Source organism: Streptomyces cyaneochromogenes (assembly GCF_003963535.1).
GTDB classification, from domain to species: domain Bacteria; phylum Actinomycetota; class Actinomycetes; order Streptomycetales; family Streptomycetaceae; genus Streptomyces; species Streptomyces shaanxiensis.
Map to the genome: position 1 here is coordinate 7,181,087 of NZ_CP034539.1, position 22,613 is coordinate 7,203,699.

Consider the following 22,613-nt stretch of genomic DNA (forward strand, 5'->3'; position numbering starts at 1 on the left):
TAGGATCAGAGATCTGAATGGCGTTGCCAGGGGAACGGCCCGATCTGCATCGGGCAACCGGAGCAGCATACAACGACTGCGCCAGCAGTACGAAACTACCATGGCTGCTCAGGGGGCCGCTCCCGGCCCTCTTCCGGTGCACCCCGGCCCTGGGTCTACGCTGCGTGCCACGTCCAGCAGCTCAAGGAGGCGCAGGTGGCGCAGGTGCCGCAGACATTCTTCGATGCTCTCGCGGTGCGCACCTGGTGCGGCCTCGCGTTGGAGTCGCTCGGTCGCGCCCGTGAGGAGATCGACGCGATCAACGTCTATCCGGTGGCCGACGGGGACACCGGGACGAACCTGTACCTGACCGTGGAGTCGGCCGTGGGCGCGGTCGAGGCGGTGTTCGCCGGGTACGAGCTGGATGCCGCGCGCGCGGGCGCCCCCTCGCTGGCGGACGCCGTGCGCGCGATGGCCCACGGCGCGCTGATAGGCGCCCGGGGGAACTCCGGGACGATCCTCGCGCAGCTGCTGCGCGGCATGGCGCAGGTGCTCGCCGCCGACGGCGCGTCCGCTCACACCGACGGACCGGGGCTGCGACTGGCGCTGCGGCACGCCGCCGACTCCGCCCGCCAGGCCGTGGCCCACCCCGTCGAGGGCACGGTCCTCACGGTCGCCGCCGCGGCGGCCGACGCGGCCACCGGGGCCGAGGGGGACTGCGGGACGGTCGCACGGGCCGCCTACGAGGGGGCGCGGGCGGCGCTCGCCGCGACTCCGGGCCAGCTGGCCGTGCTGGAGCGGGCCGGGGTCGTCGACGCGGGCGGGCGGGGGCTGGTGGCCGTGCTGGCGGCGCTGGTGGAGACGTTCACGGGGGAGGCGCCCCGGGGGGTTGCCGCCGGGGCCGTGACGGCGGGAAGCGTCGGCGCGGTTCATGTCCTCGGTGGCCCGCAGGAGCCCGGCGAGCCGGGTGAGTGTGCCGACGGTGCTGTGGGCCATGGGCAGGGCGGCCATGAGCAGGGCGGGCCCGCCTTCGAGGTGATCTACCTGCTGGAGGCCGACGACGCGGCCGTGGCGCGGCTGCGGGAGCGGCTGGACGCCCTCGGGGACTCGCTCGTCGTGGTCGGGGGCGACGGGCTGTGGAACGTCCATGTGCACGTCGACGACGCCGGGGCCGCCGTGGAGGCCGGCGTCGAGGCCGGGCGGCCGTACCGGATCCGGATCACCCACTTCGGGGCCGGTGACGTGCACACCACCGGTGGGGGCCGGCCGCCCCGGGAACGGGCCCAGCGCGCCGTGGTCGCCGTCGTGCCCGGCGAGGGTCTGGACGGGCTGTACCGCGAAGCCGGAGCGACGACCGTCCTCGCCCGCCCCGGGGAGCCGCCCGCGAGCGGGGAGCTCGTGGAGGCCGTACGGCGTGCCCACGCGCGCGAGGTCGTGCTGCTGCCCAACGACGCCGAGCTGCGCCACACCGCCGCGGCGGCGGCCGAGCAGGCCCGCGCGGAGGGCATCCGCGTCGCGCTGATCCCGACCCGCTCGGCGGTCCAGGGCATCGCGGCGCTGGCCGTGCACGAGGCGGAACGCCGCTTCGACGAGGACGTCGTGTCGATGACCTCGGCGGCCGGCGCGACGCGCTACGCCGAGGTCGCCGTCGCCGAACGCCAGTCGTGGACCATGGCCGGCATCTGCCAGGCCGGGGACGTCCTCGGCCTCATCGACGGCGACGTGGCCGTGATCGGCTCGGACGTCACGGCCACCGCCGAGACCGTGCTCGACCGCATGCTCGCGGCCGGCGGCGAACTCGTCACGCTCGTCCTCGGCGACGAGGCGCCGGAGGCGATCGCCGACCACCTCGAGGCACGCGTGCGTGAGTCGTATCTCGCCGTCGACACGGTGGTGTACCGGGGCGGGCGGCAAGGGGCGTTGCTGCTCATCGGCGTGGAGTGAGCCGACCCGCGGCCGCGCGTCACTCCTTGTCCTGCTCCGCGTCGGCCTGCTCCCGCACCACCTGGAGCATCTGCTCGGCCTCCGCCCGCCGCTCCAGTGCCGCCTCGTCCCCCTCCTCGGCACGGTCGTACGCCGCCAGCACCGCACGCGCGCGTGCCGCGGCCCGTTCCGGGCGGCTCAGGTCGGCCTCCAGCCAGCCCGCGGCGAGTTCGGCGCCCGTGCGGCTGTGCAGGGCGTCGTCGCCGAGGGAGGCGAAGACCGCGACGGCCCGTGTCATCCGGGACAGGGCCTCCTCCAGCGAGGCCTGGATCGACTCGTCCTCGGCGTCCTCCGCGGCGGACCGGGCCAGGAGGTCGCCGAACTGGCGGTGGGTGTGGCCGAGTTCGGCGGTGAGCCGCTGCCGCGCCTCGTCGTCGTCCACGGCGTCCAGCGCCGCCGCGCACTCCTCGACCGCGCTCGCCATCAAAGCGGCCGCCGCGTCGTTCCTGTCCTGAGCCTGCGCCTCCTCCACGCGCAACGCCAGCCATGCGCGTGCGCGCAGCGCGCGGACGAGACCGTGGACGTTGCCGAGGGAGCGCCACAGCGTGCCCGCGCGCGCGTAGGCCTGGTCCGCGTCGGCCGGCAGCCCCGCGTGGCCGAGCGATTCGGCGGCGAGGTGGGCGAGCGTGGCGTGGTCGTGCTGCTCGGGCCAGTGCCGGGCGATCTCGGCGGCCTGCAACCGGCGTTCGGCCGCGGCGTGGTGTTCGCCGAGCTCGCTCAGGCAGTCGCCGAGCCACCACTGCGTCTGGACGACCGCCCCGTCACCGTGCGTCTCGGCGTTCAGGTCGGGCAGCGCCGACTCCAGCACCTCGGCGGCCTCGGCGAACCGCCCCTGCCGCAGCAGGAACCCGCCGAGCTGCTGCCGTGCCCAGGCGCCCAGCGTGCGACTCTCGCCCGCCTCGTCGGCCCAGTGCGCTGCCTCCAGGGCGTGTTCGGCGGCCTCCTCGGACAGCCCCCGGCCGCCGAGCACCTCGGCCAGCTGGAGATGCAGCTGGGCCCGCCCCGGGGCCTCCAGATGCGGCCCGCCGTGCTCCAGGGCCGCCCGCAGCGCCCGCTCGGCCTCCGCCGTGTCGCCGAGGTGGTGCGCGAGCCCGGCCAGCCGCGCCTCGTACTCCACCGCGAACCACGGCAGCCCCGCCCCGACGAACGCCGCCGAGGCCCGCGCGAACAGCTCCGCGGCCCCCTCCACGTCCCCGGTGAGCGCCGCCAGCTCCGCGAGCATCGCCCGCGCCTCCGCGGCCCGCGAGGCGAGCCGTACGTCGTCCTCTGCCTGCCCGTCGACGAGTGCGAGCACCTCACGGGCCGCGGTCTCGGCGTCGGCCGCGGCGGCCCGCGGCACGGAGTCCTCCGGCACGGCGGCCGCCGCCTCGTGCACCCGCCGCATCAGAATCCGCGCCCGGCTCATCAGGACCGCCGCGGTCTGCCGTACGCCCGTGCCGTCCTCGGCGTACAGCGCGAGCACCTGGTCGTACAGGCCGGCGATCACCGTGCGGGCCTGCGCCACCTCGCCCGTGAGAGCGCGTACGTACGCTCCACGCGCGCGTGCCGCCAGCGCCTCCCCGGGGTCGCCCGCCTCCGCGTACAGCTCGGCGGCCTCCTCGAAGAGGTCGATGCCCTCGGGGCCCAGATCCATCGCCCGGTGGTCGGTGATCTCCGCGCGGTCGAGGGCGGCGAGCTCGGCGCCCCGGGCGGCTCGGGAGACGGCCGCCCAGGCCTCGATGGCGTTCGGCTGGAGGGTGTCCGACAGCCGCCGCGCCTCGGCGATCAGCGCGGGCAGGTCGGGCTCCGCGTCCTGCGGCACATCGGCGACGGCCGTCGCGGGCGGGGACACCGCCGTCGGCCGGGCCGCCGTACGCACCCCCAGCGGCAGCCGCTCCACCAGCGGCCGCTGGTCCATACGCGCGCGTGCCCGCTCGCTGATGTGTGCTGTGCCGTTGCGCTCGTCGAAGCGCGCTGCCAGCCCGAGGGCCTCCTCGCGCGCGTGGGCGGCGAGTTCGCGGGCGGTCCAGGCACGGTCCGCAGGACCGGAGACCTGCCGGTCGCCCAGCCCGAGCTCGGTCAGGCGGTCCATGAGCAGGGCCACCACGGTCATGAACTCCAGCTTGCTGCGCGGATGCCCGTCGTCCGTGAAGTACGCAGGCCGCTGCGCGAGCAGCTCCAGGCCACGGGCCTCGTTGCCGGTCAGCGCACAGAACTCCACGTGGTCCGCGTACGCCCCGCGCATGCTCTCCATGGTCCGTACGAGCCGGAAACCCCGCAGATGGTGGGCGCGGGCCTCGTCCACGCGGCCCAGACGCAGCAGCGGCGCCAGCGAGGACGCGAGGACGGTGTGCGGCTCGTGGGCGCAGGTGAACTCGCCCTGCAGGACCGGGGCCCACAGCCGCAGCGCCTCCGCGTCCCGGCCCCGCTCCGCCTGCCACCACCCCTGCCCGTGCAGTTCGCACGCGTGGCAGTCGGCCATGCTGTCGCGGTCGGCGGCCAGCCAGGCGCCGTACGCCCGCTCCGCGCGCGGGACGTCACCGACATGCGCGGCCACGCTGAACTCCGCACCGCGCACGGCCCGTTCGGAGTGCCCGGCGAGCCGGTAGCGGTGCTCCATCTCGCCGAGCCACTTCTCGACGGAGGCGAGCGGGATGTGCGGCTGGTCGAGCATGCCGGACGACATCCACTTGAAGACCCAGTGCAGCGAGTGCGTCTCGTACACGTCGAAGTCCTCGGGCCGCTCGTCCCACATGCGCAGCAGACGCGCGAAGGGGACGAACATCTTGTCCTTCTCGGAGCTGTAGTTGTAGACCTTCAGCTGGTGTCCGAGCGCCTCGATCACCGCGAGCGGGATGTTCAGCTTCTCGGCCTCGGCGAGCAGCTGCTCCGCGCGCGCGTTGCGGGCCGGACCCTCCGGCTCCTCGGAGTTCTCCGCCATCGCCCGGCGCAGCGAGTCGAAGGCGGTGATCCCGTCGGCTCCGTCGATCCCGCTCATGAGCGGCCCTCCTCGCCGTTCGTGGCCCACTCCAGCAGACCGATGAAGGCCCGGTTCAGCAGCGCCGAGTCCGCGGGCCTGAGCGGGCGCTGCGCCATCAGCAGCGCCTGCCCGTAGAGGGACTCGGTCGCGGTGCCGATGAGCTCCGGATCGCCCAGTGAACTGATCCGCCGGATCAGCGGGTTGAGGTTGTTCAGCACGAGACGCGCGCGTGGCGCGCTGCCGCGCAGCGAGCCCAGGATGCCCGCCCACAGGTCGTCGGCCTGTTCCTCCGCCTCCGCGCGCGCCTGCTCGTGCCGGGCCGCCCGGTCGTCGAGGTGCAGCGCGGGCACGGACAGCGGATGGAAGGCGCGCAGGACGACGTCACAGCCCAGGGGGTCGAGCCTGGCCCGCGCGGCCGCGAGGAAGCCCGACAGGGCCAGTTCCTCGGCCGGGTCGACGGCGTCCAGGTGGGCGGTCACGGTGTCCGCGTCCAGCTCGGCGACGACCGTCCCGGGCCGCACCGACGGCAGCGCCTCGACCAGCTCGCTGTCGTATGTGTAACCGCCGTTGATCACCCCGACGCCCTGCGCGGACGCGATCGGCGCGACCTGGCGGTACTCCTCGACGGTCCGCGTGAAGTGCACCACCGGGTGCCGCTGGGCGAACTCCTCCAGGGACAGCCGCCCGTCGGTCGTCTCGAAGGGCAGCCACGGCAGCATCGTGCGCAGCATCTCCTTGTCGTGCCGCGCGAGCGACTTCACGCCCAGGTGGTGCACGGACAGGAAGGCCGCCAGCCGTTCCGGATCACCGGCCGCCAGCCCGGTCAGCCAGGACCGAATCCTTTCGCCGAGCGCCTCCCGCACGGCCGCCAGCGTCTCGTCCTCGTACAGCGACTCGCGCGAGGCCGTGGGCCGCAGGCTGTCCGTGTCGAGCACGCACCGCACGAAGAACGCCCAGTCCGGCAGCAGCTGTTCGGCCCGCTCGGTCAGCAGCATGCCCTTGAGGTGGACGCGATGGCCGGCCCGCTGGGCGGGGCTGACCGCCGAGGGAAGGACGTACGCCACGCCGCGGATCCCCGCGAGCGGCACGTCCAGCGTGATGGAGTCCAGCGGCGTGAAGCCGAACAGGTCGTGACAGTGCCGGGCCAGGGCCACCCGTCGGTTGGCGGGGGAGGGGTACGGCCGGTCCCAGGGCGCCGGCAGGTCGGTGACCGCCTCGTCGCCGACCCGGACGTCGTACGGCAGCAGTGAGCCGAAGTCCCGCGCCAGCGCCAGGACGCGGCCCTCGGCCAGCCATTCGGCGGCACCGGCCCGCGCCACCAGGTGCACGGTGGTGCCCGGTTCGGCGCGGGCGTCGTCCGGCAGCGTCCGCACGGTGTACGAACCGTCGTCCGTGGCCGTCCACTCCACGGGCGGCGCCTGCGGCGTACGGGCGCTGCGGCTGACCACCCGGATCCGCTCCGCGACCACGAAACAGGCCAGCAGACCGATGCCGAACTGCCCCAGGAAGTCGGACCGGGCCTCCTGCAGACCCTCGGCACGCTTGGAGCTGCGGCCGATCGTCGCGAGGAGGTCGTGCACGTCCGCCTCGGTCAGCCCGACCCCGGAGTCCTCGACCCGCAGGGCGCCCGCGTCGGCGTACAGCCGCACCTTGGCCGGCGCGCCCGGCTCCTCGGCACGTCTGGCGGTGATGGCGTCGACCGCGTTCTGCAGCAGCTCGCGCAGGTAGACCTTCGGACTGGAGTAGAGGTGGTGGGAGAGCAGGTCCACCAGACCACGCAGGTCGACCTGGAACGTATGAGGTGGCTGGGACGGCTGAGGTGCCTGGGATGACTGTGAGGTCTGGGAGTCCATCGTCGCAGCGCCGGTGGGGGGACTTGTCGACGGCGCGGGGTCGGGCGGTCCCGGTGAGGCGGTGACCGCGAAAGGATGGCCGGAGCGCGCCATCCTAGGGCCGGAACGAACCGGCTGACCAGGGGTTTCCGGGACGTTTACCTGCACGGCCCACGCGACCTCTACGGCATTGTCAGTGGCGTGGTGTGGAATGGATCTCGTGCCCGCACTGGAAGAACCACTGAAGAAAGTGCTCGGCCCTCCCACCGCGAAGGTGATGGCCGAGCATCTCGGCCTGCACACCGTCGGTGACCTGCTGCACCACTACCCGCGCAGATACGAGGAGCGAGGCCAGCTCACCCACCTCGCCGACCTCCCGATGGACGAACACGTCACGGTGGTCGCCCAGGTCGCCGACGCCCGCCTGCACACGTTCGCCTCCTCCAAGGCCCCACGCGGCAAGGGCCAGCGCCTTGAAGTCACGATCACCGACGGCAGCGGCCGGCTCCAACTGGTCTTCTTCGGCAACGGCGTTCACAAGCCCCACAAGGAGCTCCTGCCGGGCACCCGCGCGATGTTCGCGGGCAAGGTCTCCGTCTTCAACCGCCGTCTGCAACTGGCCCATCCGGCATACGAGTTGCTGCGGGGCGCCGACGACGACCAGGCCGCGGAAACCGTGGAGACCTGGGCCGGCGCGCTGATCCCCATCTACCCCGCCACCGCCAAGCTGGAGTCCTGGAAGATCGGCAAGGCGATCCAGACGGTCCTGCCGAGCGCCCAGGAGGCGGTCGATCCGCTCCCGGACACCCTCCGCGAGGGCCGCGGCCTGGTCCCGCTCCCCGAGGCCCTGCTCAAGATCCACCGCCCGCACACCAAGGCCGACATCGAGGACGCCCGCTCCCGCCTCAAGTGGGACGAGGCCTTCGTCCTCCAGGTGGCCCTGGCCCGCCGACGCCACGCCGACGCCCAACTCCCGGCGGTCGCCCGCAGGCCAAGCCCCGACGGCCTCCTCACGGCCTTCGACGACCGTCTCCCCTTCACCCTCACTCAGGGCCAGCAGAAGGTCTCGAAAGAGATCTTCGACGACCTGGCGACCGAGCATCCGATGCACCGGCTGCTGCAGGGAGAGGTGGGATCGGGCAAGACCTTGGTGGCGCTGCGCGCCATGCTCGCCGTCGTCGACGCCGGCGGTCAGGCCGCGATGCTCGCGCCCACCGAGGTGCTGGCCCAGCAGCACCACCGCTCCGTCGTCGAGATGATGGGCGAGCTGGCCGAGGGCGGGATGCTGGGCGGGGCCGAGCAGGCCACGAAGGTGGTGTTGCTGACCGGCTCCATGGGCGCGGCCGCCCGCCGCCAGGCTCTGCTCGACCTGGTCACGGGAGAGGCCGGGATCGTGATCGGCACGCACGCGCTGATCGAGGACAAGGTGCAGTTCCACGACCTCGGGCTGGTCGTCGTGGACGAGCAGCACCGGTTCGGCGTCGAACAGCGCGACGCCCTGCGCGGCAAGGGCAAGCAGCCGCCCCACCTGCTCGTCATGACGGCAACGCCCATCCCGCGCACCGTCGCCATGACGGTCTTCGGTGACCTGGAGACCTCGGTCCTCGATCAGCTCCCGGCCGGTCGCTCCCCGATCGCCAGCCATGTCGTCCCGGCCGCCGACAAGCCCCACTTCCTGGCCCGCACCTGGGAGCGCGTGCGGGAGGAGGTCGGCAACGGCCATCAGGCGTACGTCGTCTGCCCCCGCATCGGCGACGAGGAGGACGACCCGAAGAAGGCGAAGAAGTCCCCCGAGGACGAGGCCGAGAAGCGTCCCCCGCTGGCCGTCCTCGACGTGGCCGACCAGCTCTCCAAGGGGCCCCTGAGCGGCATCGAGGTCGAGGTCCTGCACGGCCGTATGCACCCCGACGACAAGGACGCCGTCATGCGCCGCTTCGCCGCCGGCGAGACCGGTGTCCTGGTCGCCACGACGGTCATCGAGGTCGGCGTGAACGTCCCCAACGCCACCGCGATGGTGATCATGGACGCCGACCGCTTCGGCGTCTCCCAGCTCCACCAGCTGCGCGGCCGCGTCGGCCGAGGCTCGGCGGCGGGCCTGTGCCTCCTGGTCACCGAGATGCCGGAGGCCAGCGCGGCCCGCCAGCGCCTCAACGCGGTCGCCTCCACCCTCGACGGCTTCGAGCTCTCCCGCATCGACCTGGAACAGCGCCGTGAGGGCGACGTCCTGGGACAGGCCCAGTCGGGCGCGCGGACCTCCCTGAAGGTCCTCGCCGTCATCGAGGACGAGGAGATCATCGCGGAGGCCCGGGAAGAGGCGGCGGCGATCGTGGCGGCCGATCCCGAGCTGACCGGTCTCCCGGGCCTGCGCACGGCCCTGGACGCCCTCTTGGACGAGGAAAGGGAGCAGTACTTGGAAAAGGGGTGAGGGCTGCCCACCCAGGGGCGCGGGGCCGTAATCCCTATGCGGCTACCGCCGCGCGGGCACGACCAGCCACACTGATACCCAAAGACGCCCACGAACAAGGACCGCAGATGACCCGCGTGATCGCCGGCGCAGCCGGCGGACGCCGCCTGGCCGTCCCGCCAGGGACCGGCACCCGCCCCACCTCCGACCGCGCACGCGAAGGTCTCTTCTCCACCTGGCAGTCCCTCCTCGGCGGCCCCCTGGAAGGCGAACGGGTCCTCGACCTGTACGCGGGCTCGGGCGCGGTCGGCCTGGAGGCCCTCTCCCGCGGCGCGGGCCACACCCTCCTCGTCGAGGCCGACGCAAGAGCCGCCCGCGTCGTCCGCGAGAACGTGAAGAATCTCGGCCTCCCCGGCGCCGAGGTGAGGGCAGGCAAAGCCGAACAGATCATCCAGTCACCGGCGCCGGCAGACCCGTACGACATCGTCTTCCTCGACCCCCCGTACGCCGTCACGGACGACGATCTTCGCGAGATTCTCCTCACACTCCGCTCAGGGGGCTGGCTCGCGCCGGAGGCGCTCGTCACCGTGGAGCGCAGCACCAGAGGCGGTGAATTCGGGTGGCCGGACGGCTTCGAAGCGCTCCGGGCCCGTCGTTACGGCGAGGGAACGTTTTGGTACGGTCGCGCCGCCTCTACGTGCGAAGACGCACGATGACCGGACCGGAGAGCGAGGGATCACAAGTGCGCCGCGCCGTCTGTCCCGGGTCGTTCGACCCGATCACCAACGGACATCTCGACATCATTTCCCGCGCCTCCAGGCTGTACGACGAGGTCTATGTCGCCGTCATGATCAACAAGGCCAAGAAGGGCCTGTTCGAGGTCGACGAGCGGCTCGACCTGATCCGCGAGGTCACCGCCGAGTACGGAAACGTGCGGGTCGAGGCCTTCCACGGCCTCCTCGTGGACTTCTGCAAGCAGCGCGACATCCCGGCCATCGTCAAGGGTCTGCGTGCGGTCAGCGACTTCGACTACGAGCTGCAGATGGCCCAGATGAACAACGGTCTGTCGGGCGTGGAGACGCTCTTCGTGCCGACCAACCCCACCTACAGCTTCCTGTCCTCGTCCCTGGTCAAGGAAGTGGCGACCTGGGGCGGCGACGTCTCCCACCTCGTGCCGCCGGTCGTCCTCGAGGCCCTGAACAAGCGCCTGCGCAAGGACTGATGGGACTACAGTCGTCCCGTCCGTCTCCAACACAGCTGTAGAGAGTGGCGAGCACAGGTGGACGTGCAGAAGAAGCTCGACGAGATCGTCGCCTCGGTCTCCGGCGCCCGGTCGATGCCCATGTCGGCCTCGTGCGTGGTCAACCGCGCCGAGCTGCTCGCGATGCTCGAACAGGTCCGTGAGGCCCTGCCCGGCTCCCTCGCCCAGGCCCAGGAGCTGATCGGCGACCGCGAGCAGATGGTCGAGCAGGCCCGCCAGGAGGCCGAGCGGATCATCCAGGGCGCACACGCCGAGCGCGGCTCCCTGATCTCCGACACCGAGGTCGCCCGCCGCTCCCAGGCCGAGGCGGAACGCATCCTCACCGAGGCCCGCCAGGAGGCCGAGGAGATCCGCGCCGAGGCCGACGACTACGTCGACTCCAAGCTCGCCAACTTCGAGGTCGTCCTCACCAAGACCCTCGGCTCCGTCGGCCGCGGCCGCGAGAAGCTCCTCGGTACCGGCCCCGGCACCGACGAGCAGGGCTACGAGGACGAGGACGCCCCCGAGCGCAGCCACGACCCGGAGACCCTGCGCCGCAGCGCCGACGAATACGTCGACGTCAAGCTCGGCGCCTTCGAGGCGGTCCTGGCCAAGACCCTGGAGGCCGTCGGCCGCGGCCGTCAGAAGCTGCACGGCCGGATCGCCACCGACGACCTCGGCGCCCTCGCCGACGACAACGGCACCGTCCAGCACTCCAGCGACGCCGACTACCTCGCCGACCTCGCCGCCCTCGCGGAGCGGGACGCCTCGACGGCCCCGGCCGAGCAGCCGGCCGTACCGCCGCAGCCGCAGTACGACCCGCAGACCGCGCAGCCGGCGTACGGCTACCAGCAGCAGGGCGCGGATCCGTACGGCGGCTACCAGCAGGGTTACGGCGGACAGCAGGACCCGTACGGCTACCAGCAGGCCGACCCCTACGCCTACCAGGGCTACGCGCCTCAGCAGGCCGCCTACGACCCGAACCAGACCCAGCACCAGGCTCCGCAGCAGGCCGCGCAGGGCAACCAGGGCTACGCCCTCGACGAGACCAGTCTCTTCGACACCAGCATGATCAGCGCGGAGCAGCTGCGGGCCTACGAGCAGGGGCGCGGTCAGTAGGCCACCCGGATTGGGCCGGGAGCGAAAGGTCCAGTATCCTGGCTCTTCGGTCGCGCGTACGTCCGCGATCAACGCTGCCCGGGAGCACCGAAGGGCAGTGACCCTCTGAGCTCAGCAGATCGAAAGCAGGAATGGCGTGACAGCCCGCCTCGACCACCGCAACCCTCTCGTGTTCGACACACACGAGCTGGGGCGGCGTCCTGGTGCGCTGCAGCGTCTGACCCGCTCGATCGACGCTCCCAAGGACTTCGGTATCCAGGGAGTCGTCGGAGTGCCGGAAGGCGCCCCGGTAGAGCTCGAACTCCGGCTCGAGTCGGTCATGGAAGGTGTGCTTGTCACAGGCACCGCCCGTGCACAGGCCGAGGGGGAGTGCGTAAGGTGTCTGGAGCCGCTTCAGCTCGACGTCGAAGCGGACTTCCAGGAGATGTTCTCGTACCCTGACGCCGACGACCGGGGCCGTGTGCACCACGCGGAACCCGGCGACGACGCCGAGGACGACGAGGACAGGCTCTTTCTCGAGGACGGCCTGTTCGACCTCGAACCCGTGCTGCGCGATGCGGTGGTGCTCGCACTGCCGATGCAGCCGGTGTGCCAGGAAGACTGCCCGGGACTGTGCGCCGAGTGCGGCGCGCGCCTCGCGGACGACCCGGACCACCACCATGACGCCGTCGACATCCGTTGGGCGGCACTGCAGGGACTCGCCGGTTCACTCGAAGACGGCGAGAAGGACGAGATGAGCGGCGCCGAACCGGGCGTCGACGAGAAGCAGGAGAAGTAGCCGTGGCTGTTCCGAAGCGGAAGATGTCGCGCAGCAACACGCGCCACCGCCGGTCGCAGTGGAAGGCTGCGGTCCCCACCCTGGTTGCGTGCGAGCGCTGCCACGAGCCCAAGCAGCAGCACATCGCGTGCCCGTCTTGCGGCACCTACAACAAGCGCCAGGTCCTCGAGGTCTGAGCGGCTGGTGAGAGGCACTGTGTCCACGCCTAAGAAGAACGCAGCGGACAACCAGGCCTCGTCCCACACGCTGTTGGAAGGGCGGCTCGGGTACAAGCTCGAGTCCGCCCTTCTGGTGCGTGCGCTGACCCACCGTTCCTACGCGTACGAGAACGGCGGTCTGCCGACCAACGAGCGACTGGAGTTCCTCGGGGACTCCGTCCTCGGCCTCGTGGTCACGGACACGCTGTACCGCACCCACCCCGACCTGCCCGAAGGCCAGCTGGCCAAGCTGCGGGCCGCGGTGGTCAACTCGCGTGCGCTGGCGGAGGTCGGTCGTGGCCTCGAACTCGGCTCCTTCATCCGGCTCGGCCGCGGTGAAGAGGGCACGGGCGGCCGGGACAAGGCGTCCATCCTCGCCGACACCCTGGAAGCGGTGATCGGCGCGGTCTATCTCGACCAGGGACTGGACTCGGCGGCGGAGCTGGTGCACCGCCTGTTCGACCCCCTGATCGAGAAGTCCTCGAATCTCGGAGCCGGCCTGGACTGGAAGACCAGTCTCCAGGAACTCACCGCGACCGAGGGGCTCGGTGTGCCCGAGTACCTGGTCACGGAGACCGGCCCCGACCACGAGAAGACCTTCACTGCTGCCGCCCGCGTCGGAGGCGTCTCGTACGGCACCGGCACCGGCCGCAGCAAGAAGGAGGCGGAGCAGCAGGCCGCGGAATCCGCGTGGCGGTCCATCCGGGCCGCGGCGGACGAGCGCGCCAAGAAGGCGAAGGCGGCAGCGGATGCCGCCGAGCCGGATGCCGCTGAGCCGGACGCCGACGCTCCGTCGGCCTCCGCCTGACCGAACAGCGCGATCCGAGCGCCCGTCCCGGCCATGGGGCGGGCGCTCGGCCCATAACCGCAAGGTGTGTACGGGGGATCCCATGCCCGAGTTGCCCGAGGTCGAGGTGGTCCGGCGCGGCCTGGAGCGGTGGGTCGCCCACCGCACGGTCGCCGACGCCGAGGTGCTGCACCCGCGTGCCGTACGTCGGCACCTCGCCGGTGCGGACGACTTCGCGCAGCGCCTCAAGGGCCTGCGCATCGGCACGCCGAGCCGCCGCGGCAAGTATCTGTGGCTGCCCCTGGAGAACACCGACCAGTCGATCCTGGCCCACCTCGGCATGAGCGGCCAGCTGCTGGTCCAGCCCAGCAACGCGCCGGACGAGAAGCACCTCCGGATTCGCGTGCGCTTCGCGGACGCCCTCGGCACCGAGCTGCGCTTCGTCGACCAACGAACCTTCGGCGGCCTGTCGTTGCACGACAACACCCCCGACGGCCTGCCCGATGTCATCGCGCACATCGCCCGCGACCCGCTCGACCCGCTCTTCGACGACGAGGCCTTCCACCAGGCCCTGCGCCGCAAGCGCACGACCATCAAACGGGCCCTGCTCGACCAGTCGTTGATCAGCGGCGTCGGCAACATCTACGCGGACGAGGCCCTTTGGCGCGCCCGCCTGCACTACGAGCGCCCGACCGGGACCTTCACCCGCCCACGCACCCTCGAACTCCTGGGCCACGTAAGGGACGTGATGAACGCCGCGCTCTCCGTGGGCGGCACCAGCTTCGACAGCCTGTACGTCAACGTCAACGGCGAGTCGGGCTACTTCGACCGGTCGCTGGACGCGTACGGCCGTGAGGGCCTGCCGTGCAAGCGGTGCGGTACGCCGATGCGCCGGCGGGCCTGGATGAACCGGTCCAGCTACTTCTGCCCGAAGTGTCAGCGGGCGCCGCGCGTCTCGTCGTAACGCCGGCGTGCTGCGAGCACGTCGTCCATCTGGCCCTCCACGAAGTGGATGAGGCCCAGCAGCCGCTCGGCGATCCCGCGCCCCAGCGCCGTCAGCTCGTAGTCGACCCGCGGCGGGTTCGTCGGCTGGGCCTCGCGGTGCACCAGGCCGTCGCGCTCCAGGGCATGCAGCGTCTGGGACAGCATCTTCTCGCTGACACCGTCGACGCGGCGGCGCAGCTCGTTGAAGCGCAGCGAACCCTCGTACAGGGCGCCGAGCGTGAGCCCGCCCCAGCGGCCCGTGACGTGCTCCAGCGTGCCGCGCGAGGGGCAGGCCTTGGCGAACACGTCGTACGGGAGGTCCTGCGCCTCCGTGCGCTCCTGCGTGGTGTCCATATCTGAAGCGTACTCGAACGCAGCGCTAACCCGTAGATTGCACTAACCAGGAGCTAGTACTTTCCTTTGCGTACATGGGCACCGCGTCCGGTGCTCAACCGCCTCGGCGTCTTCGCCGGCGCCGCCGGGTGGCCGAGACGGCGAAGGTGTTCGCGCACGGGCGCGCCGCGGTCGCCGCGTAGGCTCACCGAACGCGCGAGGGGCTCTCTTTCGGTCACCGGATGCCGGTCACCGGAAGGGAGCCCCTCGCCGTACGTGCTTCTAGTAGCCGAAGTCCTGCGTCCACCAAGGCCCGCCGGAGCCGAAGTGCACGCCGACCCCCAGTGTCTTGAAGTCGCAGTTCAGGATGTTGGCCTTGTGGCCCGGGCTGTTCATCCAGGCCTCCATCACGGCGGCGGCGTCGGACTGGCCGCGGGCTATGTTCTCGCCGCCGAGGTCGGTTATGCCTGCCTTCGCGGCCCGGTCCCACGGTGACGCGCCGTCGGGGTCGGTGTGGTCGAAGAAGCCCCGGTCGGCCATGGCCTCGCTGAAGTCCTGGGCCAGATCCGCCAGCGAGCTGTTGGCGGAGACCGCGCTGCAGCCCACCTTCGCGCGCTCCTCGTTGACCAGGTTCAGCACCTCGGCCGCGGCGGCGGCCTGAGCGGACACCGCCACGGGGTCGTTGGCCTTGTCCTTCTCCGGCTTCTTCTCCGGAGCCTTGGTGGCCGTACGGGACGGGGTTTCCTTCGGCTTCTCGCTGGGCGTCGCCGACGGCTTCTTCGGCGGGGTCTTCGTCGGCGCGGCCGACGACGTCGACGGGGCCGGCGAGGCGGGCCGCTGGACGTCGCGGCTCGTCGAGCCGTCGTCCTCGTGGCCCTCGGCGCTGCCGGAGGTGCCGCCCTGCTCGTTGGGAGAGTTGGTCGGGGTGTCCGCGGCCTGCACCCGGTCCGCGCTGCTGCCTCCGCCGAGCTGGTAGTTCTGGATGCCGGGCACCACGCCCGTCGCCACCGCGACCGTGCCGAGAGCGACCGCCGCGGAGACGCCGAGCAGGCCGGTCTTCACCGGCGCGGCGGCCTTCTTGCGGCGGCGGTGCGAGCCGCCGGGCCGCCGGGAGCCGGTGTCGGGCGTGAAGCCGTCACTCCGGAAGGCCGCGGTGGCCGTGGTGTCGTCGCTCGGGAAGGTCGTGGTGCCGGTGATCCGGTTGTAGTCGTCGTCCGAGGCGAAGAGGTAGGCGTCACTCTTCGCGTAGGCCTCGGCGTACGCCTCCGGGTTCAGATAGGGCGCGATGCCCATCGTGGGGCGGTCGTTCGTGTACGAGTCCAGGGGGTCGTGGCCCTCCGTGAAGGAGCCGTCCGTATGTGTGACCCCCGTGGCGCGGCCCCTGGCGGCGCGGCCGGCGGCGGAGCGTCGGTGGCGTCCCATGTTCTGGCCTTCCTCGTCCGTGCGGTCTCAACGTCCTCACAGAACTCACTCGATCGTGTGAGTTTCATATGGGATTCATTGGGTGGGGACGGTACCGCATGGCGCGCGGGGAGGAAGTGCCCGGAGAGACATTGGCCCGTTAGGTTGCAGTCATGAGCGAGGATGTACGGCTGGTCGCCTGGGTGCGTGGACGCGTCCAAGGTGTGGGTTTTCGCTGGTTCACGCGGGCCAAGGCCCTCGAGATCGGCGACCTGAGTGGTTTTGCTCTCAATTTGGACGACGGACGGGTCCAAGTGGTCGCGGAGGGCTCGCGGACGGGCTGTGAGGGACTTCTGGACTGGCTTCAGGGCGACGACACGCCCGGGCGGGTCGACGGTGTCACCGAGATCTGGGACACACCTCGCGGGGGTTACGACGGCTTCGCCATCCGCTGAGCCGGTTCTGTAAAGCGGGCCTGGCGCAAGCGGAAAGATCTGCCACTGGCAACTGCCCCGAGCAGAAATGAGCAGGTGGTTGCCAATAACCCCCTTGCAGTGGCAGGCTCCGCACGTAAGGATGATCGCCACGCCCCGAGGGGCCCGCAGGAGTCGTCGCACCGCCGCTTTCCGGCCGTGCGCCCCCGGGTTTCCCACCGATACGGGGCGTGATCGTGTTGACCGTCAAACTTTTTGGTGAGACGCTGAAAGCCCCGCGCACCTTAGCTGTTTGGCATGGCTGAACGGCAGCACAACTCCAGGCCTGCCAAGCAACCGCGGGTGCGAATCCCTCACGACCCACACCGCTTCGGTCGGTCACTCAGTGTGGAGGACCATCCATCATGGCAAAGGCGCTTCTCGGTTACGTCGGCGGCTCCGACCCTCGACTCCTCGCCGAGATGCGACGGCTCCAGCAGCGTGTCCAGGACCTGGAATCCGAGCTCGGACGGATCCAGGCGGAGAACGACGCCCTGCAGGCTGCCGCTTCTCACGACAGGATCATGGAGAGCATCGACGCACACCAGGCGGAGCCTGCGCTCACCTGATCACTGCATCGCTCCACAACAGCACCAGCAGTGGTTGGGCGGCCCGTATCAACCGCTAAGTTCAACCGCTAAGTTGTCAAACGGCTGGCCAGTCAGCCGTAAGAAGTTTGCAAGGGACGCTTCGGCGTCCCTTCTTTCTTGCCCCCGGCTTAATGCCCCGCGCATCCTTTCACCCTCTTTAACGTCTGGTGTGCCCTGCACGTTCATCGGTGAAACCGTGGGTTCATGGAGCGAGACATCCCCGGAAGGTAGAGTCCAGCGGCGTGCACCTCAAGGCCCTGACCCTCCGCGGCTTCAAGTCGTTCGCCTCGGCGACCACGCTCCGGTTCGAGCCGGGGATCACGTGTGTCGTCGGACCGAACGGCTCGGGCAAGTCCAACGTCGTGGACGCGCTCAGCTGGGTCATGGGCGAGCAGGGTGCCAAGTCGCTGCGCGGCGGCAAGATGGAGGACGTCATCTTCGCCGGCACCACCGGCCGTCCGCCGCTGGGCCGCGCCGAGGTGTCGCTGACCATCGACAACTCCGACGGGGCGCTGCCCATCGAGTACTCCGAGGTCACCATCACGCGGATCATGTTCCGCAACGGCGGCAGCGAGTACCAGATCAACGGCGACACCTGCCGGCTCCTCGACATCCAGGAACTCCTCTCCGACTCCGGCATCGGCCGCGAGATGCACGTCATCGTCGGCCAGGGCCAGCTCGACTCCGTCCTGCACGCCGACCCCATGGGCCGGCGCGCCTTCATCGAGGAGGCCGCGGGCGTCCTCAAGCACCGCAAGCGCAAGGAGAAGGCGCTGCGGAAGCTGGACGCGATGCAGGCGAACCTCGCGCGCGTGCAGGACCTGACGGACGAGTTGCGCAGGCAGTTGAAGCCGCTCGGCCGCCAGGCGGCGGTGGCGCGCAGGGCCGCGGTCATCCAGGCGGACCTGCGCGACGCCCGGCTCCGCCTCCTCGCCGACGATCTCGTACGGCTCCGGGAGGCGCTGCAGGCCGAGGTCGCCGACGAGGCCGCGCTGAAGGAGCGCAAGGAGTCCGCCGAGCAGGAGCTGAAGAAGGCCCTGCAGCGCGAGGCGCTCCTGGAGGACGAGGTACGGCAGCTCTCGCCGCGCCTGCAGCGGGCTCAGCAGACCTGGTACGAGCTGTCCCAGCTCGCCGAGCGGGTGCGCGGCACGATCTCGCTGGCCGACGCGCGCGTGAAGAGCGCCACCTCCGCGCCGCCGGAGGAACGCCGGGGCCGCGACCCCGAGGACATGGAGCGCGAGGCCGCCCGGATCCGCGAGCAGGAGGCCGAGCTCGAAGCGGCCCTGGAGGCGGCCGAGCGGGCTCTTGAGGACACAGTCGCCCACCGTGCCGAACTGGAACGCGAGCTCGCCCACGAAGAGCGGCGCCTGAAGGACGTCGCCCGGGCCATCGCCGACCGCCGTGAGGGGATGGCCCGGCTGAACGGGCAGGTCAACGCGGCGCGCTCGCGTGCCGCCGCCGCCCAGTCCGAGATCGACCGCCTGGCCGCCGCGCGCGACGAGGCCCAGGAGCGTGCCTTCGCCGCGCAGGAGGAGTACGAGGCGCTGAAGGCCGAGGTCGACGGCCTGGACGCCGGCGACGCCGAACTCGGCGAGCAGCACGAGGCGGCGAAACGGCAGCTCACCGAGGCTGAGGCCGCCCTCACGGCTGCCCGCGAGGCCGCCACGGCGGCGGAGCGCAGGCGGGCCGCGACCCAGGCCCGCCACGAGGCGCTGGCGCTCGGGCTGCGCCGAAAGGACGGCACCGGGATACTGCTCGGCGCCCGTGACCGCCTGACCGGCCTCCTCGGCCCGGCGGCGGAAATGCTGACGGTGACCCCCGGCCACGAGGTCGCCTTGGCGGCGGCCTTCGGAGCGGCGGCGGACGCGATCGCGGTGACCTCGCCGGCCGTCGCGGCGGATGCGATCCGGTTGCTGCGCAAGCAGGACGGCGGCCGAGCCGCACTGCTGCTGGCAGGGGAGCCGGAAGCGGCCCAAAGGGGCGCGGGGAACGGCGTGACAAGCCACGTCGCAACCGCGGACGCCCCGCCGCACCCTGGGGCACTTCCTGTCGCGGCACCTCCCGCCGGGCACTTCGCCGCCGAACTCGTCCGTGGCCCCTCCGACCTCATGCCTGCCGTACGCCGCCTCCTGCACGGCATCGTCGTCGTCGACTCGCTCGAGGACGCCGAGGACCTGATCTACTCCCACCCCGACCTCACCGCCGTAACCGCCGAAGGCGACCTGCTGGGCGCGCACTTCGCGCACGGTGGGTCCGCCGGTGCGCCGAGCCTCCTCGAAGTGCAGGCCTCCGTGGACCAGGCCGCCGCCGAGCTGGAAGAGCTGGCCGTGCGGTGCGAGGAACTGACCGAGGCGCAGCACGTTGCCACCGAGCGGCGCAAGGACTGTGCCGCGCTGGTCGAAGAACTGGGGGAGCGGCGCAGGGCCGCCGACCGCGAGAAGTCGGCCGTGGCCCAGCAACTGGGTCGGCTCGCGGGCCAGGCAAGAGGCGCGGCGGGCGAAGCGGAGCGTTCCGTCGCCGCCGCCGCGCGGGCTCAGGACTCCCTCGACAAGGCCCTCCAGGAGGTCGAGGAGCTGGCCGAGCGGCTTGCCGTGGCCGAGGAGATGCCGGTCGAGGAGGAGCCCGACACGTCGGTACGGGACCGTCTCGCCGCCGACGGCGCCAACGCCCGGCAGACCGAGATGGAGGCCCGGCTTCAGGCCCGTACGCACGAGGAGCGGGTCAAGGGCCTCGCCGGACGCGCCGAGTCCCTCGACCGGGCCGCCCGTGCCGAACGCGAGGCACGCGCGCGTGCCGAGCAGCGTCGGGCACGGCTGCGGCACGAGGCGGCCGTCGCGGAAGCCGTCGCCTCCGGCACGCGCCAACTCCTCGCGCACGTCGAGGTCTCCCTCGCCCGTGCCGACGAGGAGCGCACCGCCGCCGAGGCCGCCAAGGCCCGGCGCGAACAGGAACTCACCGTCGCCCGTAACCAGGGCCGCGACCTCAAGGCCGAACTCGACAAGCTGACCGACTCCGTCCACCGTGGCGAGGTACTCGGCGCCGAGAAGCGGATGCGCATCGAGCAGCTGGAGACCAAGGCGCTGGAGGAGCTGGGCGTGGAGCCCGCCGGGCTCGTCTCCGAGTACGGCCCCCACCAGCTCGTACCGCCCTCCCTGGCCGCCGAGGGCGAGCAGCTTCCCGAGGACCCCGAGCACCCCCGCAACCAGCCCAAGCCCTTCCACCGGGCTGAGCAGGAGAAGCGGCTCAGGGCCGCCGAGCGCGCCTACCAGCAGCTCGGCAAGGTCAACCCGCTCGCCCTTGAGGAGTTCGCCGCGCTGGAGGAACGGCACAAGTTCCTCAGCGAGCAGCTCGAGGACCTGAAGAAGACCCGCGCCGATCTGCTCCAGGTCGTCAAAGAGGTCGACGAGCGCGTCGAGCAGGTCTTCACCGAGGCATACCGGGACACCGCCCGGGAGTTCGAGGGCGTCTTCAGCCGGCTGTTCCCCGGTGGTGAGGGACGGCTGATCCTGACCGATCCCGACAACATGCTCACCACGGGTGTCGATGTCGAGGCGCGTCCGCCGGGCAAGAAGGTCAAGCGGCTGTCGCTGCTCTCGGGTGGTGAGCGTTCACTCACCGCCGTCGCCATGCTGGTGTCGATCTTCAAGGCCCGGCCGAGCCCGTTCTACGTCATGGACGAGGTCGAGGCCGCCCTCGACGACACCAACCTGCAGCGGCTGATCCGCATCATGCAGGAGCTGCAGGAAGCCTCGCAGCTGATCGTGATCACGCACCAGAAGCGCACGATGGAGGTCGCCGACGCGCTGTACGGCGTCTCCATGCAGGGCGACGGCGTGTCGAAGGTCATCAGCCAGCGGCTTCGCTGACGCCCCTCGGGGTCGTTTCGGTTCCTGCCAACCACCTTCACCTTCACTTCAAGAAGTGAACACACCTCACCTCGTCACGTCTAGAAACTCACAGCACCCGGGCTATTGACTTCGAAACTTGAAGGCATAGTCTCAGCAACGTTGTTTTTACCTTCAGGTATCACTACTTGGAGCGGCTGACCCCCACCCGGCAGCGTTGCCGGTGGCCCGAGGAGTACACGTGACCAGCACAGCGCAGGCACCCACGTCAGGAGCCAAGGCGGCGCACCCCGAACATCTCGGGCACGTCGTCTTCATCACCGCGGCGGCCGCGATGGGCGGCTTCCTGTTCGGCTACGACAGCTCCGTCATCAACGGAGCCAACGGCGGCATCCAGGCCAGGTTCGACCTCAGCTCCGGGGTCACCGGTACCGTCGCCGCCAGCGCCCTGCTCGGCAGTGCCCTCGGTGCCGCCATCGCCGGCCGCATAGCCGACCGCATCGGCCGTATCCGCGTCATGCAGATCGCGGCGGTGCTGTTCGCCGTGAGCGCCGTCGGTTCCGGACTGCCGTTCGCCGCGTGGGACCTCGCCGCCTGGCGTGTCCTCGGCGGTATCGCCATCGGTATGGCCTCGGTCATCGGCCCGGCCTACATCGCCGAGGTCGCCCCGCCCGCCTACCGAGGCCGGCTCGCCTCCTTCCAGCAGGCCGCCATCGTCATCGGCATCGCCGTCTCCCAGCTCGTGAACTGGGCCATCCTCAACATGGCCGACGGCGAGGAGCGCGGGACGGTCGCGGGCCTGGAGGCCTGGCAGTGGATGCTCGGCGTGATGCTCGTACCCGCGGTGATCTACGGTCTGCTGTCCTTCGCGATCCCCGAGTCCCCGCGCTACCTGATCAGCGTCGGCCGTATCGACGACGCGAAGAAGGTGCTCGCCGACGTCGAGGGCGGCGTCGACCTGGACGCCCGGGTCACCGAGATCGACCAGGCCATGCGCAGCGACCACAAGTCGACGTTCAAGGACCTGCTGGGCGGCCGGTTCGGCCTGCTGCCGATCGTGTGGATCGGTATCGGCCTCTCCGTGTTCCAGCAGCTGGTCGGCATCAACGTCATCTTCTACTACTCGAACCTGCTGTGGCAGTCCGTCGGCGTCGACCCGTCGAGCTCGTTCTTCTACTCGTTCGAGACCTCGATCATCAACATCATCGGCACCGTGATCGCGATGATCTTCGTCGACCGCATCGGCCGCAAGCCGCTCGCCCTCATCGGCTCCGTCGGCATGGGCCTCTCGCTCGCGGCGGCCGCCTGGGCCTTCTCCTTCCAGAACGGCAACGACCCGCTGCCGACCGCGCAGGGCTACGTGGCTCTCATCGCTGCCAACGCCTTCGTCCTCTTCTTCGCCCTGTCCTGGGGTGTGGTCGTCTGGGTCATGCTCGGCGAGGTCTTCCCGAACAAGATCCGCGCCGCCGCCCTGGGCGTGGCCGCCTCGGCCCAGTGGATCGCCAACTGGGTGATCACGATCACCTTCCCGGACCTGTCGGACTGGAACCTGTCGCTCACCTACGTCATGTACGCGGTGTTCGCCTTCCTCTCCATCCCGTTCATCCTCAAGTTCGTGCCCGAGACCAAGGGCAAGAAGCTGGAGGAGATGGGCTGACCGGCCCCCCGAACTCGGGGAGAAGGGCCAAGTCCCCGCTGCCCCTCTCCCC

Annotated in this window: 17 protein-coding genes; 13 read left to right on the forward strand and 4 right to left on the reverse strand. The window is 71.1% G+C overall.

Features of this window, described 5'->3' with window-relative positions; genetic code table 11:
• Window positions 1-195: 195 nt before the first annotated feature.
• A complete protein-coding gene (locus EJ357_RS32860; RefSeq protein WP_126395337.1) occupies window positions 196-1,923 on the forward strand; it encodes a DAK2 domain-containing protein in 1,728 nt (575 codons plus the stop codon).
• A gap of 19 nt (window positions 1,924-1,942) precedes the next feature.
• Here EJ357_RS32860 and EJ357_RS32865 read toward each other — a convergent pair whose 3' ends face one another.
• Entirely contained in the window at window positions 1,943-4,939 is a 2,997-nt protein-coding gene (locus EJ357_RS32865) for a tetratricopeptide repeat protein (protein ID WP_126395338.1), read from the reverse strand.
• Entirely contained in the window at window positions 4,936-6,774 is a 1,839-nt protein-coding gene (locus tag EJ357_RS32870) for an HSP90 family protein (protein ID WP_126395339.1), read from the reverse strand. Before EJ357_RS32870 ends, EJ357_RS32865 begins: the two co-directional genes overlap by 4 nt.
• A 190-nt stretch (window positions 6,775-6,964) precedes the next feature.
• Between EJ357_RS32870 and recG the strand changes: the two genes are divergently transcribed.
• The 8 genes from recG to mutM all read left to right on the forward strand — a co-directional run bounded on the left by recG (window position 6,965) and on the right by mutM (window position 14,242).
• A complete protein-coding gene (gene recG / locus EJ357_RS32875; protein WP_126395340.1) occupies window positions 6,965-9,178 on the forward strand; it encodes an ATP-dependent DNA helicase RecG in 2,214 nt (737 codons plus the stop codon).
• Between the two features lie 107 nt (window positions 9,179-9,285).
• A complete protein-coding gene (rsmD, locus tag EJ357_RS32880) occupies window positions 9,286-9,873 on the forward strand; it encodes a 16S rRNA (guanine(966)-N(2))-methyltransferase RsmD (RefSeq protein ID WP_126395341.1) in 588 nt (195 codons plus the stop codon).
• 26 nt (window positions 9,874-9,899) lie between these two features.
• Window positions 9,900-10,379 (forward strand): pantetheine-phosphate adenylyltransferase, encoded by a 480-nt coding sequence (gene coaD / locus EJ357_RS32885; RefSeq protein WP_228472682.1) that lies wholly within the window; start codon window positions 9,900-9,902, stop codon window positions 10,377-10,379.
• Between the two features lie 57 nt (window positions 10,380-10,436).
• Window positions 10,437-11,516 carry an ATP synthase F0 subunit B gene (locus tag EJ357_RS32890; RefSeq protein WP_126395343.1) on the forward strand — a complete coding sequence of 360 codons (1,080 nt, stop codon included), beginning with the start codon at window positions 10,437-10,439 and terminating at the stop codon, window positions 11,514-11,516.
• Between the two features lie 136 nt (window positions 11,517-11,652).
• Window positions 11,653-12,294, forward strand: a complete 642-nt coding sequence (locus tag EJ357_RS32895; RefSeq protein ID WP_126395344.1) for a YceD family protein — start codon at window positions 11,653-11,655, stop codon at window positions 12,292-12,294.
• 2 nt (window positions 12,295-12,296) lie between these two features.
• Entirely contained in the window at window positions 12,297-12,470 is a 174-nt protein-coding gene (gene rpmF, locus EJ357_RS32900; protein WP_003951102.1) for a 50S ribosomal protein L32, read from the forward strand.
• 19 nt (window positions 12,471-12,489) lie between these two features.
• Window positions 12,490-13,299, forward strand: coding sequence for a ribonuclease III (gene rnc / locus EJ357_RS32905; RefSeq protein ID WP_126395345.1), 810 nt, complete (start codon window positions 12,490-12,492; stop codon window positions 13,297-13,299).
• 82 nt (window positions 13,300-13,381) lie between these two features.
• On the forward strand, window positions 13,382-14,242 hold the full coding sequence (gene mutM / locus EJ357_RS32910; protein ID WP_126395346.1) for a bifunctional DNA-formamidopyrimidine glycosylase/DNA-(apurinic or apyrimidinic site) lyase: 861 nt from the start codon (window positions 13,382-13,384) through the stop codon (window positions 14,240-14,242).
• On the opposite strand, the gene EJ357_RS32915 is transcribed toward mutM, so the two are convergent.
• Window positions 14,215-14,616, reverse strand: coding sequence for a winged helix-turn-helix transcriptional regulator (locus EJ357_RS32915; RefSeq protein ID WP_126395347.1), 402 nt, complete (start codon window positions 14,614-14,616; stop codon window positions 14,215-14,217). The genes mutM and EJ357_RS32915 overlap by 28 nt on opposite strands.
• 261 nt (window positions 14,617-14,877) lie before the next feature.
• On the reverse strand, window positions 14,878-16,017 hold the full coding sequence (locus EJ357_RS32920; RefSeq protein WP_126395348.1) for a CAP domain-containing protein: 1,140 nt from the start codon (window positions 16,015-16,017) through the stop codon (window positions 14,878-14,880).
• Window positions 16,018-16,169: 152 nt separating this feature from the next.
• Here EJ357_RS32920 and EJ357_RS32925 point away from each other — a divergent pair, with 152 nt between their 5' ends.
• The 4 genes from EJ357_RS32925 (at window position 16,170) to EJ357_RS32945 (ending at window position 22,561) form a co-directional block, all read left to right on the forward strand.
• Window positions 16,170-16,451, forward strand: a complete 282-nt coding sequence (locus EJ357_RS32925; protein WP_126395349.1) for an acylphosphatase — start codon at window positions 16,170-16,172, stop codon at window positions 16,449-16,451.
• Window positions 16,452-16,834: 383 nt separating this feature from the next.
• Entirely contained in the window at window positions 16,835-17,038 is a 204-nt protein-coding gene (locus EJ357_RS32930; protein WP_007493378.1) for a hypothetical protein, read from the forward strand.
• A 263-nt stretch (window positions 17,039-17,301) separates the two neighbouring features.
• A complete protein-coding gene (gene smc, locus EJ357_RS32940) occupies window positions 17,302-20,925 on the forward strand; it encodes a chromosome segregation protein SMC (protein ID WP_126395350.1) in 3,624 nt (1,207 codons plus the stop codon).
• A gap of 220 nt (window positions 20,926-21,145) precedes the next feature.
• A complete protein-coding gene (locus tag EJ357_RS32945; protein ID WP_126395351.1) occupies window positions 21,146-22,561 on the forward strand; it encodes a sugar porter family MFS transporter in 1,416 nt (471 codons plus the stop codon).
• The last annotated feature ends 52 nt before the right edge of the window (window positions 22,562-22,613 follow it).

Excerpts from the sequence above, each read along its gene's own strand:
- EJ357_RS32865 (WP_126395338.1), bottom strand. The coding sequence starts at position 4,939 with ATGAGCGGGATCGACGGAGCCGACGGGATCACCGCCTTCGACTCGCTG.
- EJ357_RS32870 (WP_126395339.1), bottom strand. The coding sequence starts at position 6,774 with ATGGACTCCCAGACCTCACAGTCATCCCAGGCACCTCAGCCGTCCCAG.
- recG (WP_126395340.1), top strand. The coding sequence starts at position 6,965 with ATGGATCTCGTGCCCGCACTGGAAGAACCACTGAAGAAAGTGCTCGGC.
- rsmD (WP_126395341.1), top strand. The coding sequence starts at position 9,286 with ATGACCCGCGTGATCGCCGGCGCAGCCGGCGGACGCCGCCTGGCCGTC.
- mutM (WP_126395346.1), top strand. The coding sequence starts at position 13,382 with ATGCCCGAGTTGCCCGAGGTCGAGGTGGTCCGGCGCGGCCTGGAGCGG.
- EJ357_RS32915 (WP_126395347.1), bottom strand. The coding sequence starts at position 14,616 with ATGGACACCACGCAGGAGCGCACGGAGGCGCAGGACCTCCCGTACGAC.
- EJ357_RS32920 (WP_126395348.1), bottom strand. The coding sequence starts at position 16,017 with ATGGGACGCCACCGACGCTCCGCCGCCGGCCGCGCCGCCAGGGGCCGC.
- EJ357_RS32925 (WP_126395349.1), top strand. The coding sequence starts at position 16,170 with ATGAGCGAGGATGTACGGCTGGTCGCCTGGGTGCGTGGACGCGTCCAA.
- EJ357_RS32930 (WP_007493378.1), top strand. The coding sequence starts at position 16,835 with ATGGCAAAGGCGCTTCTCGGTTACGTCGGCGGCTCCGACCCTCGACTC.